13 protein-coding genes are annotated in these 16,027 nt (G+C 45.7%); 1 reads left to right on the plus strand and 12 read right to left on the minus strand.

The genetic code is table 11. The features are described from left to right. Positions 1–56: 56 nt before the first annotated feature. From ACFS5N_RS16190 to ACFS5N_RS16200, 3 genes are all read right to left on the minus strand, one after another. On the minus strand, positions 57–407 hold the full coding sequence (locus tag ACFS5N_RS16190; protein WP_377187890.1) for a hypothetical protein: 351 nt from the start codon (positions 405–407) through the stop codon (positions 57–59). A gap of 115 nt (positions 408–522) precedes the next feature. Then, positions 523–2,487: a glycoside hydrolase family 97 protein gene (locus ACFS5N_RS16195; protein WP_377187893.1), complete on the minus strand. Its 1,965-nt coding sequence runs from the start codon at positions 2,485–2,487 to the stop codon at positions 523–525. A 159-nt stretch (positions 2,488–2,646) separates the two neighbouring features. Further along, positions 2,647–3,753 carry a sulfatase-like hydrolase/transferase gene (locus ACFS5N_RS16200; protein WP_377187896.1) on the minus strand — a complete coding sequence of 369 codons (1,107 nt, stop codon included), beginning with the start codon at positions 3,751–3,753 and terminating at the stop codon, positions 2,647–2,649. 307 nt (positions 3,754–4,060) lie between these two features. On the opposite strand from ACFS5N_RS16200, the gene ACFS5N_RS16205 reads away from it, so the two are divergent. Further along, complete coding sequence (locus tag ACFS5N_RS16205) at positions 4,061–5,548, plus strand: xylulokinase (protein ID WP_377187899.1); 1,488 nt, start codon at positions 4,061–4,063, stop codon at positions 5,546–5,548. 147 nt (positions 5,549–5,695) lie between these two features. Here the strand turns inward: ACFS5N_RS16205 and ACFS5N_RS16210 are convergent, their stop codons facing one another. The 9 genes from ACFS5N_RS16210 to ACFS5N_RS16250 are packed head-to-tail and all read right to left on the minus strand — an operon-like array spanning position 5,696 to position 16,025. Continuing rightward, positions 5,696–6,265 (minus strand): glycosyl hydrolase 108 family protein, encoded by a 570-nt coding sequence (locus tag ACFS5N_RS16210; protein ID WP_377187902.1) that lies wholly within the window; start codon positions 6,263–6,265, stop codon positions 5,696–5,698. Continuing rightward, entirely contained in the window at positions 6,265–6,612 is a 348-nt protein-coding gene (locus ACFS5N_RS16215; protein WP_377187905.1) for a hypothetical protein, read from the minus strand. The genes ACFS5N_RS16210 and ACFS5N_RS16215 overlap by 1 nt, the downstream gene beginning before the upstream one ends. 4 nt (positions 6,613–6,616) lie before the next feature. After that, positions 6,617–6,964 (minus strand): hypothetical protein, encoded by a 348-nt coding sequence (locus tag ACFS5N_RS16220; protein ID WP_377187908.1) that lies wholly within the window; start codon positions 6,962–6,964, stop codon positions 6,617–6,619. A gap of 19 nt (positions 6,965–6,983) precedes the next feature. After that, on the minus strand, positions 6,984–8,864 hold the full coding sequence (locus ACFS5N_RS16225) for a hypothetical protein (protein WP_377187910.1): 1,881 nt from the start codon (positions 8,862–8,864) through the stop codon (positions 6,984–6,986). Positions 8,865–8,892: 28 nt separating this feature from the next. After that, entirely contained in the window at positions 8,893–9,846 is a 954-nt protein-coding gene (locus ACFS5N_RS16230) for a hypothetical protein (protein WP_377187913.1), read from the minus strand. A gap of 2 nt (positions 9,847–9,848) precedes the next feature. Next, the gene (locus tag ACFS5N_RS16235) at positions 9,849–11,255 is read right to left on the minus strand and encodes a phage tail protein (RefSeq protein ID WP_377187916.1); all 1,407 of its coding nucleotides are present in this window, start codon (positions 11,253–11,255) and stop codon (positions 9,849–9,851) included. Continuing rightward, the gene (locus ACFS5N_RS16240; protein ID WP_377187919.1) at positions 11,252–11,722 is read right to left on the minus strand and encodes a hypothetical protein; all 471 of its coding nucleotides are present in this window, start codon (positions 11,720–11,722) and stop codon (positions 11,252–11,254) included. The genes ACFS5N_RS16235 and ACFS5N_RS16240 overlap by 4 nt, the downstream gene beginning before the upstream one ends. Continuing rightward, positions 11,719–15,825 (minus strand): hypothetical protein, encoded by a 4,107-nt coding sequence (locus tag ACFS5N_RS16245; RefSeq protein ID WP_377187922.1) that lies wholly within the window; start codon positions 15,823–15,825, stop codon positions 11,719–11,721. The genes ACFS5N_RS16240 and ACFS5N_RS16245 overlap by 4 nt, the downstream gene beginning before the upstream one ends. Further along, positions 15,822–16,025: a hypothetical protein gene (locus ACFS5N_RS16250; protein WP_377187925.1), complete on the minus strand. Its 204-nt coding sequence runs from the start codon at positions 16,023–16,025 to the stop codon at positions 15,822–15,824. The genes ACFS5N_RS16245 and ACFS5N_RS16250 overlap by 4 nt, the downstream gene beginning before the upstream one ends. Between the last annotated feature and the right edge of the window lie 2 nt (positions 16,026–16,027).

The following is a 16,027-nucleotide window of genomic DNA, read 5'->3' on the forward strand; positions in this document are numbered from 1 at the left end:
ACGCTTTTTCAAACTATAAGTGCTTATTGTTACAAAATGTTAATAAAAGGCAAATATCATTGATCAACCTTGATGTGTCCGGGTTCAAATGCTATCACCTGAATAGTGTTTTTGTACATTACTACCGTCCCTGTAACGCACAGATGCTTATTTTTAAGATTTGCCCAATCCAACTGCAACTTGTTCCCTTTTACCGCAATGGTGAATTTTTGGTGCGGAACGTTACCGCCCATGTATAAATAGGTAACCGTATCGCTAATTACTTTTACCTGGTAAACCACATCGCACAAGGTGGCTACTTTGGACAGGTGAGTCCGATAGTCAGCAGGATTACGTAAGGTGTCCTGGGCTTTTGCGGTGATGGCGAAACTGACAAGTAGCGTAAAAGCAAGTAATGTTTTTTTCATGGCAATATTGTGTCAATATACAACCATCGATATGCCTGAATGTTCTTTAGCGGTTTGAAAACAAAAAAGTCCGGCCAGTTATGGCCGAACTTGATATTGTGGGTAATTTTTAACCTTATTGTAATACAGCAGCAAAGCCACCGTTGCGCACCATTTTAACGGTCATTTTATCGCCTGCTTTTACCTGTGCAGTTTTGCGGCGATAATCCATAGCCTGACGGCCCGCATTGATGCCATCCTCAAAATAGTTCATGGTATAGGTTTTGCCTTTTTCCAGGAAATTGAAGTTCAATTCCACCTCGCGGGTTTTTTCCTCGCCATTAGCAATACCACCGATAAACCATTTCTCGCCTTTGCGTTTAGCTACTACAGCCACCTGGCCCGCGTCGGCTGCCAAAGCCTTGGTTTCATCCCAGGTAGTAGGTACGCTGGTGATGAATTCAGTACAATCCGGGTTACGATAGTATAGTGTCGGGTTATCGGCCAGCATTTGCACACTAGTTTCAAATACCACATATAAAGCCATTTGGTAAGCGCGGGTGCCTATGCTGGCAGCGTTTGGTCTTTCGGCGCGATAAACGTCAGGCTGCATGTTGATCATTGAACCCGGCGTAAAGTCCATCGGGCCAACTGCGTTACGTATAAAAGGGAAGTAAACGCTATTGTTTGGATAACAACCGCCCATTTGTTCTAAACCGCGCACCCCTTCGTACGATACCAGGTTAGGGTATTTATATTCCAACCCAGATGGTTTAAATGCACCGTGAAAGTCAACAAACACCTCGTTTTTAGCAGCTTCTTTAACTACGTCTTCATAGTAGTTAACCATCCATTGGTCACTGCGGTCCATAAAGTCAATTTTCACACCTTTAATACCCCACTCATGGAAGGTTTTAAACAAATCCATATGGTTATGAACGGTTAACCAGGTTAACCATAATATAATACCAACATGTTTCTCTTTACCATATCGAATCAGTTCTTTCAAGTCAACTTTTGGGTTTGGCGTGAAAGGGTCGGTTGTGCTGTTTGCCCATCCCTCGTCCATTACAATGTATTTAACACCGTATTTCGAAGCAAAATCAATATAGTATTTATAAGTATCCAGGTTATAACCCGACACAAAATTTACGTCAGGGCCATAAGGCGAGGCATCATTCCACCACTCCCAGCTGGCCTGGCCCGGTTTAACCCAGGTTGGGTCGCCTATTGCGCTTTTTGATGCCAGTTTTAAATTCATGGTGTTCTCAATCAGCTGGCCATCTTGTTTAGTGATCACAAAATAGCGCCACGGGAAATTGCGGGTGCCTTTTGTTTTGGCAATGAAGTCGGCTGCTTTTACGATTTTAAGGCTACGGTCGCCATCAGGGCCAAACTCAAGCGGTGCTTTCGGGAAAGTTCCTTCAGCCCCATTTTCGCCCGTACCTTTCAGGAACATGCCCGGGTAATCGCTCAGGTCGGTCTCGCTGATCAGTATTTTATATTTGTCTTTTGTATCGATCAATACCGGCAGGGTAGACATTTTATCAGTCGCCTGCCAGCCTTTAGATGAAATATGGGTATACAGATCTTCGTATGAAGTTTTGAAGCCACCTACCTGCTGCAGATTAAGCGTATAATCGGCCGGGAAATTAATTGAGAAATCTTCATTCATTACCTCGATATCACCTTTCTTGCTGGTAATAAAGCGATAAGCAAAACCATCATCAAAAGCGCGGAATTCAACAGCATAGTCACCTTTAAAAGTTAAAAGCACCCAGTTATAAACGCTGTTTACTGTCGAAAATTTAATCGGGAAATAGGGTTTAATAACCTCGCTGCCTTTACCTTTTTTGGTAGCCGAAAGTTTAGGATTAGCGCCTAAGGTACCATCATTTAAAGTTAAAGCTAAATGATCTTTGGTTAGTAGCTCTTTACCTTGCTCAGATACCGAGTAATAGATCTTGTCGCTAAGTGTAATAGCCACTTTTATCTCGCCATTTGGAGATGTCAGATTGATTGATTTGCCTTGTGCATACACTGCGGTGCCCGTTGCCGAAAGCAGCATAATGCAGCAAACAAGTTTGTTAATAAGTTTCATGGTTTGTAATTGGTTAAACTTAAAATGTCGGGGCTAAAAGTAGCTTTTTTTGATAAACTCCATGCAACAAAATGTGCTTATAAAGCAAAACCTCCGTTACGTAATCGTTGCCGGAGGCTGCAGGGGTATTAAATATTAAAAAACAATATAATCAACTTGCTACCTAAAAATGGCGTCTATCACTTTGCCTTTACCATAATCCATATTAAAATGCAATAGTTTGGCTACGGTTGCGCTGATATCTATTTGCTCAAATTTCTGATCAAAACCTGCGCCTTGCTTAAAATCGGGCCCCAAACCCAGGAATGATATATGACGGCACCCTTCGCAACCATCGCCATGGTTTACAAAACCATCGGCAACATCATTGAGGTGTCTGCCATGGTCATTGGTGATAATCACCGTGGTTTTGCCTTTGTAAACCGGGTCGGCCTCAATCTGATCATATAATGCTTTAATGTAAGTGTCTATTTTAGTGATTGAAGTCAGGTACTTTGCCCAAAGGGCAGAATGGCCCGAAACATCGGCATCTTTAAAGTTGATCAGCATTAGGTTAGGGTGATATTGCGCCAATACTCGTTTGGAATGCTGAAAGGTGGTGTCATCATCGCGATAGCCGCTAAACAGTCCATTAACACCGCAATCAGTGCGCGGCATATATTTGCCATTCCAGCTATCCGTTTTACAATTACCTAAAATCTCTAGTTTATCTTTTGAAGCTACCACCCATGCCGCTTCGGCAGGTTTGCCCGTGGCTTTTAAGTATTGCTGAAAGATAGAAGGGTAAGTTGGCAGTTCTTGGCCGGTGTTTTCAAGGTTTTCATAATTACCAGTACAAATTGCGTCATGGCCCGAGTCGGTATTAGTTGTTCCCATGTTGTAAAAGTTGCCCAGCAAAACACCACGGGTATACATGCGGTCAGAGTTCGGAATATACTTTCGGCTGTAATCTCCAAATGTTTCGCTGTAACGGGGACCATCTAAAACTATAATAATTACATTTTGTGTTTTACAACAGCCAGTGTAAGGCAAGCCATCGTCAGGATTTGCTGTCGATGCATCAAAGTAAGGTGATTGCGAAGTAGCGGACGCACCCGAGCTGGACGAGGTTGAACTCTGGTTGCTGTTGCTTGTTGAAGAAACATTAGCAGGTGCAGTAAAATATCCCGAGCTGGTTGCCGGTACTTTGACATCTTTACCGCATGACAACATGCTGAAAATCAAAGTACCAACAACCGCCCGCAATATGCGGTTGGGGTATCTCATAATTTAAATTAATTAGGCTTGTAGATACAAGTATAAAACATTTATTATAATGTAACAAAAAAGATACAACTTTTATATAAATTTTATTGACCTCATTGTCAGTGAGTTATGTTTTTTAAAAAAGCTTAAGCTTTTTTAACCGAAAAAGTTGTGAGCGAAACAGGGAGAGACTAATAATGGAGATAATATCCAGCTAAAGAAGTGGGCGCCAAAAATATTATTGCAATCGATTGTATTTTAAAGCTTAAAAAAATTAATTTGCGCCGTCTTATTGCTAATCATTATAAACTTATCAGCTCAAATCAGCATGTTATTATTAGGAATCGACGTAGGCACCTCGTCCATCAAAGTGTCAGTGGTTGACGCCCAAACTCAAAAAAACCTGGCGTCGGCACAATATCCTGAAACGGAATCGCCTATAACCACTTTGCAGCCCGGGTGGGCCGAGCAATCGCCCGATATGTGGTGGCAGCATGTGCAGCAGGCTATCAAAATTTGTAATCAAAGCGGTAAGTATGATCCGCAGGATGTCGCAGCCATTGGTATAGCTTACCAAATGCATGGACTTGTGCTGGTTGATAAAGACCAGAATTTGCTGCGCGACAGCATTATTTGGTGCGATAGCCGGGCTGTTCAAATAGGCGAAAAGGCCTTTGACGCTATTGGTCACGAAAAATGCCTGTCGCATCTGTTAAACTCGCCGGGCAATTTTACAGTAAGCAAACTGGCCTGGGTGAAACAAAATGAGCCGCAGACTTATGCACGGGTAGATAAGATCATGCTGCCGGGCGATTACATCGCGATGAAATTAAGTGGTGAGATCACCACCTCGATATCTGCACTATCAGAAGGGGTTTTTTTTGATTTTGTGAATAACAGCATATCGCAGGATATTATTAGCCAGTATGGTTTTAGTGAAAGTTTATTTCCTAAGGTACAACCGGTGTTTTCTAACCATGGCGGCATAATGCCGTCTGTAGCACAACAACTAGGTTTAAAATCTGGCATACCTATCGCTTACAAAGCCGGCGACCAGCCCAATAACGCCCTTTCTCTAAACGTATTGAATGCGGGTGAGGTGGCAGCTACTGCCGGGACATCAGGTGTTATATACGGTGTTAGCGATAAATTGACTTACGATCTGCAGTCGCGCGTAAACACATTTGCGCATGTTAATTATACTGATCAGCAAAAAAGCCTGGGCGTATTATTGTGTATTAATGGTACAGGTAGCCTTTACCGTTGGACGAAGAATCTGTTTGGTTCTGCCATGGGCTATAACCAGATGAATAATGAAGCCGCTCAAGCGCCGTTAGGCAGCAACGGCCTGCGTATATTGCCTTTTGGCAACGGCGCCGAACGGATGCTGAATAATGAACTGATAGGCGTGCATTTTCATAACATCGACCTTAACCTGCATACGCATGCACATATCTTCCGCGCGGTGCAAGAGGGGATAGCCTCTGCTTTTCGTTACGGAGTGGATATTATGCGTGAGAATGGCATGAACCCTACAGTGATTCGTGCGGGTAAAGCCAATTTGTTTTTGAGCGATCTGTTTGCACAAACTTTTGTGAATGCTACCGGCATTCCTGTCGAACTATATAATAATGATGGCAGCGTAGGGGCAGCTTTAGGGGCTGGAATAGGGGCAGGGATATTTTCATCACCTCAGGAAGCCTTTAAACAAATGCATCCGCTGCAACTCATTGAGCCTAATACAAGCGCCTTTGAACCCATTTACCAGGAGTGGAAAAGTTTATTATTAAAACAGCTTTCAATTTCATCATCATAAAACAAAAGCTCAGGCGATGTCTGAGCTTTTGTATAATCGGAAAAACCAAAAGTACAATTTTAGCAAAACGAAAACCGCAATTTTTTCGCAAATTATTTAAAAATTAAAAGCCGCTTAAAACATAATTAAGCGGCTTTTAAATGTGGTTTAACTCAATTGTCTGGCACTCCTGAACAGCCAGCTTGAAAGCCATTGCGACGCCGAAGGCGTTAGCCTGGTGCGTTCGTAATAGTTAGCCTGCCTAACGGCGCAGAATGCTAAATCAAACAGTTTTTCATCTAACGCATTGATACAAGCAAGTGTCAACGCACCGAAATCGCCGTCTACACTAACGGACTTTTGCTTGATCGCATTGCAGGCGATTTGAGCGGCTTTCACAACCCCAATGATACAAGGGTTTACCGAGCAGTCAAATAGCGCATTAGCCTTGATCTGAGAGCTTACAGCGTCAAGCGAAAGCACATCCCAATAATTTGCCTTATAGAAAGACTGTATATCAGCCTGTAATTGAGTATTAGCAGCAAGGGCGGCGTTCATTCTGGCCACACTGATGCCAGGGCTTTCTTTTTTGATAGCATCAATGATAGCCCAGCCTGGCCACTTAGGGTTTGCGCCGCGATCGATGCCGCGGTAAGTCTCAGCCTCGCCGTTGCCTGGGTTATATTCACCCTCTATCTTAATGATAGTGCGTTGGTAAGCAATATTGAAATTAGCCATTACTTTCGCGCCTCCAGCGTCAGGTTTTTGAAGATCTGTGAAACCTTGTCAAGACACAGGCCGATTAGGAAACCGAGCCATTCGCTCACGTCCTGTCCAAACAGGTAACTTGAGAACCTGATGCCAAAGAAAAGCAGCATAAGGGTAAAGCCCAGCCTTTGCAGGTTATCTATAAAAAAGAACTTCCAAGAGAAAAGCGCTGGTGTAGCGTCGCTGAACTGATCCCGATTGTTTACATGGAGTAATAAGGAAAAGATCACGCCCAGAACACTGAATCCATAAATAATTAAAAACTTTCCGGCATCTGCCATGCCGAGAATTTGCTCGATGTAGGTTTGCTTAATCATGATGTTATTTTTTAGGGTTTTTATTGTTTTCGTTAACAGCAGGTGCCTGCGGGTGTCGCTCGTTATAAATTATTGCGATCAGTTTGCTGAGGTTATCCATCACCTGCAATGAAGCTGACGCCTCAGCAGCCGATACAGTACTTGAGCCTGGCAAGCCCTTTTTTACTGTTTCAATAGCTCCATAAAGCCCGGCTAGATTAGCGTCAGCAAATACGCTGGCTTTGATACTTGTTGTATCGTTTTTGAAGGTAGGTTTCTGTGAAGCCTCACTGACTTTTGATTCCTGTTTATTTTGGGCGAACGTCACAGTTGCGATCATCACCAGGATAATAATTAAAATTGCTTTTTTCATGTATTTGATTGGTTAAAAATTAAAAAGTTGAACCGGTGACTTTAATCCAGCTATTCGTAGCGATACACCAAAAAATGCCATTAGATGTATATCTGATCTCACCGGTAGTACCAGTGTCACTTGAACTGGTTGGCGCTGCGTTAAGTGCAGATATTCGTAATTGCGTAACTTTTAAATAGCCTGATGATATGGTATTGCCTGAATTATCCACTGTGAAAACAGTACTATAGCCACCTGCATTCAATTGGGTAGATAGTGTCCATAATGAAGTAACAGGGTTACTGCTGGTTGGCCTAACGTCTAACCTCCAGTTTATACTATTAGCCGTAGATAATATTGGGTTATATGCACTTGCATCCCATCGTATGGCTGTAGAATATTGAATCGGTATGGCTAATGTTGCAGTGGATGCATTTGATAACGCTACCGCATCTGTCGGGGTAGTTTGTATATTCCCTGTATTTAAAGTTATTCTAGGCGCTGTAATGGTGCTGGCTGCATTAAATGTACTGGTGATAGTTAAACCTCCGGCTGGGGTTAATTTCATGATATCGTTAGTGATTGTGCCATTAATATTGCTGTTCCATGAAAAATAAGAAGTTGATAAACTTGCCGAGGATACTGGAACTGTCTTAACAAAAAAGCTAACATATTGCGACGAACCTGCGCCGGATGTTGACCAGCCCTGCCCCCCTGATTCTATAGTCGGTGATGGTTGTTGGACGCTTGAAGTTGCTAATGTTGGATTTATATAATATCTATTTCCGGCACTTGTCTTGTCACCAGTTAATCCGGTTTGCGTGGTGTTTGTAGTAACGTAGTTCGATGGAATATCATCCAAATAAGCAAACACTCCATTTTTATCCTGAATGGTTTGCGATCTGTTATTTGTCAGCGACGGTGCGGTTATTTGAACACCATAGGTCGAATGCGTAATTCCTAAATTACTTGTACCTACGCCGTAATCGGAAATGTAACTGGTTGAGGTTTCAAATGCGCTGCCAATAATCGGAGCTTCAATGTGTAGCTCGTGATTGTCTTTATGATAAAATATCCGGCTGTAAGTAGTTCCGTCTCCATTCAAAAATCTGAAACCCTGCTGTCCATTACCGGCAGTAGCGGTAATATTGGTAAAACTTAAAATACCGGTAATATTCGGCGATTGCCCAATTGTTTGAGTGCTGCCGGTAAGATTGAGATAATTTGCACTTCCTGATATCGGCGCATAGGCCAAATCAGACCAGGCCTGTACTCGCGCCTGGGTGTAATACTTATTGGTTGAACCCTCACCAACGTCATCCGTATTTAAGTTAACAATGCCCTGGTAGCCATTTACCGAGGTTACCCGATTAGTACCAGCGGAGAGCTGCCAGGCGCTGCCGTTATAGATAACAAAATCGCCCTGAAGAAAATGGAGGGTGCCTGAACCGAAGTTATGATCGCCGTCTGCGCTGGCTTCCCATACGTCGCCTGAAGTGCCGGTGCCATTGACCAGTGTAGGCGTATTGGTTGCCGGATTCCACTGACCTTTATAAACCAAAAGGTTTGCGGGTAATTGTGAAAGCGGCACTTTACCACCACCGTCAAGGGTCGCCACGCCGTTTGTGGCTCCTTTTTGAGTTAGCGCAATCTTTTTAACGGTATCAGCATATTTGTTGCCGCCGATGTATAAAGCCTGTTCAGCCGTGTTTAACAGGATACCGGCAGCCCAGTTGCTATCTGGCACGTAGCTTGGCTTTATAACGCCGATAGCTTTGGGAATTGCTAAAAATTCCTGTGCTTTAGATGCCATGTCACTAACCACCTGTCTGGTGAGGGTTCGCTTGTAATCGGGTTTTGCCTGCGCTAATACCAGCGCAGGCAAACAGATCATGATTAAAGTTTTTAATAGTCGTTTCATTGTTATTTATAGGGGTTTTAAAAGCAGTTTAAACACCGGCATATTCTATCCATATACCGATTAAATAAGGGTTCATTATGCTGTATGGCTTGGCTACTTTGTTGCCGCTGCCATCATCCACGCCGCCTGCGCTTTCAGTGGTCAGTGTCCGGTGATCCCCTTCGCCGTCGTGCGTCAGGTCGGGGCCTGCGTTGCTATAGTTTGCTAGATCGCGGCTTGGTATAATGATATCATGCTCATGCGGCACCATTTCCTCAAGCGTGTTGGTGTGCATTTTAGTTCCTCCTGGCGTACCTATAGGTCTGCTCAGGCCGTCAGGATTGGTAACAGCATTGTAGATATCGGCAGGATCATGCGCGATCGGGAGTCGGCCACGCATGGCGATACACTCCTGCCAGCCTGCCGGTATGGCGCCTGCTGATTTAGGCCACCATACTTTGCCACCATTAGGGCCGGTAAGCGTCGGAATAAACGGCGCTGCAATGGCCTTCAGCATAGCCACGTCGGCTTTCAGCTGAGCATACTCGGTGTCTGAGCTGGCGTCGCGTTCACCTGGTAATGTGATTATGATCTGCTCGCCATTATCCAGCTGAAAGCCGCTGATAATAACCGAGCCTTTGGTGTCGTCATCTGGATCAACCGAATTATAGGCGAGTACATTCAGCCTGAAATAACCGCCTCCGAACTGTGTTGTAGCTACCGGATACTGCGTTTTATTGAGCAGGCGTTCGTCAAGGATCTTTACCGTATTTGCTCCGGCATCAGGAATGTAGTTTGGCGAGGTATTGACCACGATAAACGGCGAGGCCACCGATATGATCGAAGTGCCGCCACCGCCACCGCCGCCGCCAGTGCTGGCAGGTAGATCTGATACCGCTACAATGGCGTTTTTCTCCTCTTCGGTCGCCCAGACGAGTATCAGGTCATTATCGGCGAGATCTCTGCCTAAAGCGGGAAAATCGGTAAACTTCTTTTTTGCCATGTTTAAATTTTGTTGAATAGTTTAACAATTGGGGTTTGCGGCAAAACGGTGTTTGCCAGCGTCAGCGAGGTATATAAATTGCGGTTGCGCAGGTTGCGGGTAAAGCCGACCACACGAATCTGCATTTGGATATTGGCCTCAGTCATCACCAGCGTCAGGCTTGAGCCGTTTTTGATGCGTATGCTATTATCCCTGAAGTAAACAGGATTGCAGGCTACGGTGAACGTGAATTTAGCGGGGCCGTTATCGTCCAGGTATTTCTGACCAGCAACTTGCAGCCTGTGCTCAGCATCCGTATAATAAGCATCAGGCATAAGCATATCTACCAGCACATACTCGTCGCCTACAGCCGGTTTTAGCGCCTCTGAAGGCACCGACTGCGTCTGTGTGGTGCTCGACACAATCACAAAGGTTTTAGTGACGTTATTGTATGATCCGATCTCAAAGGTGTAACCGGCCAGCAGACCTGTGTTAAACGTTACCTTTGCCTTATCGCCGTTTGGCAGCGGGTAAAGGTTTACGTCGAAATCCATTGTGTCGTCGGTAAACGTGGTGATATCGCCCACAGCCGTAACAACGCCGGTACGGGTAGGGAATATTTCAGCCAGGTTGTCTGAGCCGTCAAACTTTACTGTCTTTTCGTACAGGCCAAAAAGGTTTACGTTTTTATCCAGGTATAACTTATCCGGCATGCGCAGGCGCTGCGCACCATTGCGGTAATTGTCGCCCAGGTTTTTGCTGCTGCCATATACGTACAAGCGGGTAAATATCCCCTTGGATACATCCGCGTTTTTGCGCTCGATAGACCATAGGGCCTTACCCTTGCCATACTCCAGCGTGATGCCGCTGTTTGGCTGGCTTAATATCAGGTTGATCTTGTTGCTTTCAACCGTAAATTCGGTCTGGTAGCTTTCGGCTACTTTGGTAAGGGCTTCCAGGCAGTTCTGGCCGTCAAATTCAATCGTTTGATAGTCGCCATCCAGAACAGATCCTACCTGCCAATTTTCAGTCGGAAACAAGCGGTTCATGTTCTTAACGGCCAGCGTCACGAAATCTATAGGCCGCCCCGTTAACGGAAAGGTGCCTTCCGTAAGCTCGTTATGGCTGTCGTAGGTAAAATAGTACGGCCTGCTTAATTGGTGATACGGCCCTTCCATTGTCATGGTATAAGAAAAATCCCGCTTAAAAGTCTTCACAAATTCCACATCGCGGTTAATGCGATAGGTTAAGCCGTCCAGCTTACAGTAATCACCGATCTGGAAGCCTACAAACTGCGCCAGCTTAAATGTAAGGTTCAGGGTGTCGCCGCGCATAATGCCGGTATCCTGAGCGTTGCTGGCTTCAGGATCTATCACCGCACGGACGTCGTTTCCGGCAAACTTGTAAATGGTTATCTCTGCCGTATTCATATACCGATTATAAAATTATCCTGCTCGTCAACCAGGTAGTCGCCTACGTTATCCTGCGGGTTGGTTTCGCTGAAAATGATGTCGAAGGATATGCCGACGATTTCACTGGTAAACCGGCTGGTGATCTTCTTAAGGTTTTGCTGCTCTTTGTAATAAACCAGGTAAGTTTCGTCATGATCGGCGAAATAGAACTCATTCAGGCCCGCACTCATCACCTCGTTACGGAAGCCCCAATACTTCGTTTTAAAGTCGGCCAGACCGGCAGCAGTTATCGTGAACGAAACAGCAAATTCGCGGGGATCCACATGCGGATCAACCAGATCTCTGTCCTCGCCGTCCTCTTCCTGGTAATTGTGATTAACGCTGTCCTTACGTTTACCCCAATTAAAAAAAGCGTCCATGCCTTTATTAATAACAGCACCGAAAGCCTGAAAATCAATATTGTTAAATGTGCCTTGCGATATCATATAATGCCTGCTGCTCTAAGTGTGTTGGTTAATCCTGTAGTAGAGGTATTGGTGGCAATTGATGCCAGCGAGTCGACCATTTTGTCGGTATTATCGGCGGTACGCTTCGTGTTAGCCTCGATGTTCTTTTGAACCAGCGTTTGCCTGCGCATCTCGTCGAGCTGATCGGACATAGCTTTACTGTTTGACGGCTGATTGTCTGCGATCTCATTCACAGCTAACTGTATGCCCCTGGTGATGCCCTCCAGCGCGTTTGCCTGCACTTCAGATATCCCTTTGATGGAATTAGCCACAATGCCGCTATTGCTTGCGCTGCTGCTGCCCGATGGCGGCGTAATGCCGGTAATTTTGTACAGATCCTCGTAGGCAGTAGATGCGCCGTTAACCAGGTTAGCGTACTGGCTCTTCAGCTGCGAGATCTCGTCAGGTGTAAGTCCGCCGCCGCTTTCACTGGCAGCAGCAAAAGCTTTGTAGAAGGCGGCGGCCTTATCTTTCAGGTAAGAATCTTCGAAAATGCTATCCAGCGAGGTTTGCATCGCCTGTTCAAAATCGCCGGTAAAATCTGGGAAGCCACGTTTGCCGTTTTTCAGGCCGGTTAATATAGCCTGCTCGAGACTGTCAGCAGTTGTACCGGTAAAGATTTTGTCGATCTGATCATTAACAGCCGCGGTAGCGTCGCTGATATCGCCCATTTCGTCATGAACGTTTTTTAACTGCTCAAACCATTTGGCGGTCTCGTCGCTCAGCTTACCTTCGGTGTACAGCTTTAACAGGGTGTCATAATCAGCACCGCCAATACCGGCCAGATCCTGCACGACTTTGGTTTTACGGGCTATGCCCAGAAAGCCGCCGTATTTTTCGGTATGCTCACCGGTTACCTGCTGGCCATTGTTCTGAATGAGCGCCAGGAGCTTGTTATAATCACTCTGCGCCTCCAGCTGCTGCTGTGCCAGTAATTGCTTGCGCTGCTCCAGCTGCTGAGCATTCAGTGCGTTGATATCCTTAATTGCCGATGCCTGCTCACGCAAAAGCTCATTGTATTTTACCTCATTAGCAATCAGCCCTTCCTGGTAGCTCTTCATCTCCTTAGCGGCGGCGATCGCTGATTCTTTGGCGGCCTTGAAAGCGCCGACAACTGAGCCAACGGTGCTGACAACCGAGCTAATGATACCGCCCACAACCGGCACCATACCGGCAACTGCCGATACCGTGCCCAGAATACCGCCACCGGCACTTTTTTTATCTGCGGAGAAATTAGCCAGGCCCTTCTGGAAAGCATTGATCTGCTTACCCATATTGGCCACCTGCGATATGGTTTGCGCGATAGTGCTAAGTGTCGAAGAGAAAGCAGGGTCGAGACCTTCCGCATTGCGGGCGATATTTTCTAAAGCTCCGGCTATTGCATTTAGGCCGTTTAAAATGGTGTTAGAATTTATCGCATCTTCAGCTTGTTTAATGTAAGTCATTAAAGACTGATAGGTCGCCGCAGATATTCTGTTAGCATCCAGATCTGCCTTTACCCTGTCTTTTGCAAAACTGACTTGCAAAAGCGCTTCATCCTTCGTCATACCAGATATCTGGTCATAAAACGACTTATATTGACTTATTAACTGCTGTTGGCTATCAACACGCAATTGCACCTCGTCTACTGCCTGAGAAAGTATTAAGTCGCCTTGCGCTTTCTTTCCTGCTGCATACAAAAGCGTGGCTTTACGCAGGCCGTTTTCAATTATAACCGACAATTGCTGCTGGAAACTCAGGGTATCAGCCAGCATGCCAAGATTTAAAGAGCTGTTGATTTTTTGAATCTCCAGCGCATATTTCTCATACAGCTTTTTGCGATCTTCGAAGGCAGCGGGCGAGATATCGTTCTGCACATCAGTAAGCGACTTTTGTAGGGTCTGAATATAAACCTCGAAAGTCGCACCCGATTTTAACAGATCTGCATATTCTGCATTTGCGGCGTCTTTACCTACTTTTTCGCGATAGGCTTCGTATTCAGCGTACAGCTGCTTTTTCTTTTGCAGGTCAAGCTCAATGTATTTGGTTTCGTTCAGATCGGCCTGATTACCCAGCGCGGCAAACTCCTGCGGGTTGAGCGCATTGATATCACCCTGGCCAATCTGGTTGTTTTTGTTTTTAGGATTGGCATTAAAGGCCGCAATCTTTTGACGCAGCTGGTCAAACTTGTCGCTAATAGCAGTTAAAGCGGCCTGATCGTCGCTCAGCGTACGGCGGTTAAACTGATCGTTGGCCGCAGCCAGCTCGCGCAGGAGCGCCATTTTGTTTCTTAGCGATTCGGCGTCCTGGTCGTCCTGTTGTTTGCGTTTTTCTGCGGCCTTGTCGGCGGCCTCTTTATTCAGGTTATCCAGCTTTTGCTGATAATCTGCCTGAGCCTTCAGCCGCTCCTCGTTAGCTTTGGCAGAAACCACTTTCCGGTCAGAGGCAGACAAGCTCGCATTCAGCAACTGCTGCTTTTCATTCAGGCCAATAAGGTTTAACTCGTCATTAAGACCCTGTTTAAGCGCGGCCTGTCTTTCCTTGAGTGACTTCTGGCGATCTTCAAAAATGGCGTTTTGTGCATCAGCATCACTCTTTACCGTTTGCTTTTGCAGCTCGATAGCATTTGCCGCGTCCTTAGCTAGTACTTTGGCACCATTACCCGCAATGTCACCGCCTTTTTTCTGGAGCTTCAACTGATCGCTGACAACGCCGTTAGTCAGCTGATCAATGTTTTTTTGATAATCCGCTATTTGCGCCACCAGTGCCTTAGCGGCAGGATCTGTGATACCTGAAAGGCCATGAGCCTTTACGTTTTTAGCCAGGTCTATTGTGCCAATAATATTGGCCATACTGCGAAGCGACTCTCCGAATTGCTCCAGAAAGCCGTCACCTACTTTTTTTGTCTGAACAGCTAGCAGATCGTTCTCAGCTTGCAGCAGCTTTTTGTATTTGTCGGTTAACAACGCTTTACCGGCTTCAATCCTTGAGTTTAAATCCAGCGCCTCGTTATATTTTTTAAATGCATCAGGCAGTTTACTCACGATATCGTGAATGTCCTTCAGGTTGCCGAAATAAGTAGGCGATATCTGGTTAAGTTCGCTCAGGATCTCTCTTTGTCGATCTTGCGTCGTATTTGTATTTTGCAGCTCGGCCACCAGCAGGCGAACATTGACCGACTGCTCGGCGTAAATGTCACCGGCTTTTTTGGCAAGCTCCATGTTCAGTTGCATAGCGCTCTCGCCGCCCGTCATGATATAAAACACTTTTTCAAGCGCGTTGCCGAACTCCTCTAACAGCTTGGCACCTACGGCATAGCTTAAAAAACCAACGCCCAGGCTGATTAGTTGCCTGGTTAACTGCGTTACTGCCCGTGCACCTATGGCACTGAAGTCTGAAACCTTATTTAAGGCAGCCGTAAACTTGCTGACCTTCTCAGTCGGCAGCGCATTGCCAAACTCGTCAAAACCGGTTTTACCAACATTGTTAAGCCTGGCGATCTGTGCCTCAGTCTCCTGGATAAGCGCGTTTGTCCTGGCGAGCTTTTCTTCGTCGAAGATACCCGGCCTTGATTCTTTTAGCCGCTTAAGCTCAACCTCCAGCGTTTCAATTAAACCGGCCTGCTCTTTTATCTGGGCGCTTTCCCGCTGCCTGGCTTTTGCCTGCTCATTTTCTGCGACAGTAGCTTGCTGGATAGCGGCTTTTAATTCGTTTTCACTTTTGATAATGGCGTCTAAACCGGCTTTGTATTTTTCCAGTCCGACAATCTGCGGATCTAACGATTCAAACTCGATATGCGCCTGCTGGATTTGAACCAGGCGGGCTTTCATGTCATCCAGTGAAAAACTGGCTTTATCGGCAAACTTTGAGATATCCCCGACGCTGGCGGCAACGGCTTCGGCGGCTTCTTTTTGTGAGTCAGAATAACCTCCTTTAGCTATAAGCTTGGCAATAGCATCACCGGCTGTCTGCGCTTTTTCTTCGATATTGCCTACAGTTTCATCATACATCTGCTCGGTCGCTTCCAGGTCGGCTGCGATCTGCTGTCTGTTGATGATCCATTCTATCTGTACAGGGCCTAAGCTGTTTACGTCCTCGTTCATGGTTGCCAATATTCCATAAGCTCTTCCAGGCTCATGTCTTTAACTTCGTTTTGTTGCGAACTCTTTTTTACTGATTTGTAGCGGGGCGCATCTGCGAACATCCGCCGTACATTTTGCCAGGATATGCCCCAAAGCAGGTAATCCCGTGCCCATCCCGTTTCCTTTATGATGCTTATCTCTAATCCCCAAGGGCTATGCATGC

The organism is Mucilaginibacter ximonensis (genome assembly GCF_042686265.1).
Taxonomy (GTDB): Bacteria; Bacteroidota; Bacteroidia; order Sphingobacteriales; family Sphingobacteriaceae; genus Mucilaginibacter; species Mucilaginibacter ximonensis.

Coding starts and splice junctions, on each gene's coding strand:
- ACFS5N_RS16190 (WP_377187890.1), bottom strand. CDS start 407: ATGAAAAAAACATTACTTGCTTTTACGCTACTTGTCAGTTTCGCCATC.
- ACFS5N_RS16195 (WP_377187893.1), bottom strand. CDS start 2,487: ATGAAACTTATTAACAAACTTGTTTGCTGCATTATGCTGCTTTCGGCA.
- ACFS5N_RS16200 (WP_377187896.1), bottom strand. CDS start 3,753: ATGAGATACCCCAACCGCATATTGCGGGCGGTTGTTGGTACTTTGATT.
- ACFS5N_RS16205 (WP_377187899.1), top strand. CDS start 4,061: ATGTTATTATTAGGAATCGACGTAGGCACCTCGTCCATCAAAGTGTCA.
- ACFS5N_RS16210 (WP_377187902.1), bottom strand. CDS start 6,265: ATGGCTAATTTCAATATTGCTTACCAACGCACTATCATTAAGATAGAG.
- ACFS5N_RS16215 (WP_377187905.1), bottom strand. CDS start 6,612: ATGATTAAGCAAACCTACATCGAGCAAATTCTCGGCATGGCAGATGCC.
- ACFS5N_RS16220 (WP_377187908.1), bottom strand. CDS start 6,964: ATGAAAAAAGCAATTTTAATTATTATCCTGGTGATGATCGCAACTGTG.
- ACFS5N_RS16225 (WP_377187910.1), bottom strand. CDS start 8,864: ATGAAACGACTATTAAAAACTTTAATCATGATCTGTTTGCCTGCGCTG.
- ACFS5N_RS16230 (WP_377187913.1), bottom strand. CDS start 9,846: ATGGCAAAAAAGAAGTTTACCGATTTTCCCGCTTTAGGCAGAGATCTC.
- ACFS5N_RS16235 (WP_377187916.1), bottom strand. CDS start 11,255: ATGAATACGGCAGAGATAACCATTTACAAGTTTGCCGGAAACGACGTC.
- ACFS5N_RS16240 (WP_377187919.1), bottom strand. CDS start 11,722: ATGATATCGCAAGGCACATTTAACAATATTGATTTTCAGGCTTTCGGT.
- ACFS5N_RS16245 (WP_377187922.1), bottom strand. CDS start 15,825: ATGAACGAGGACGTAAACAGCTTAGGCCCTGTACAGATAGAATGGATC.
- ACFS5N_RS16250 (WP_377187925.1), bottom strand. CDS start 16,025: ATGCATAGCCCTTGGGGATTAGAGATAAGCATCATAAAGGAAACGGGA.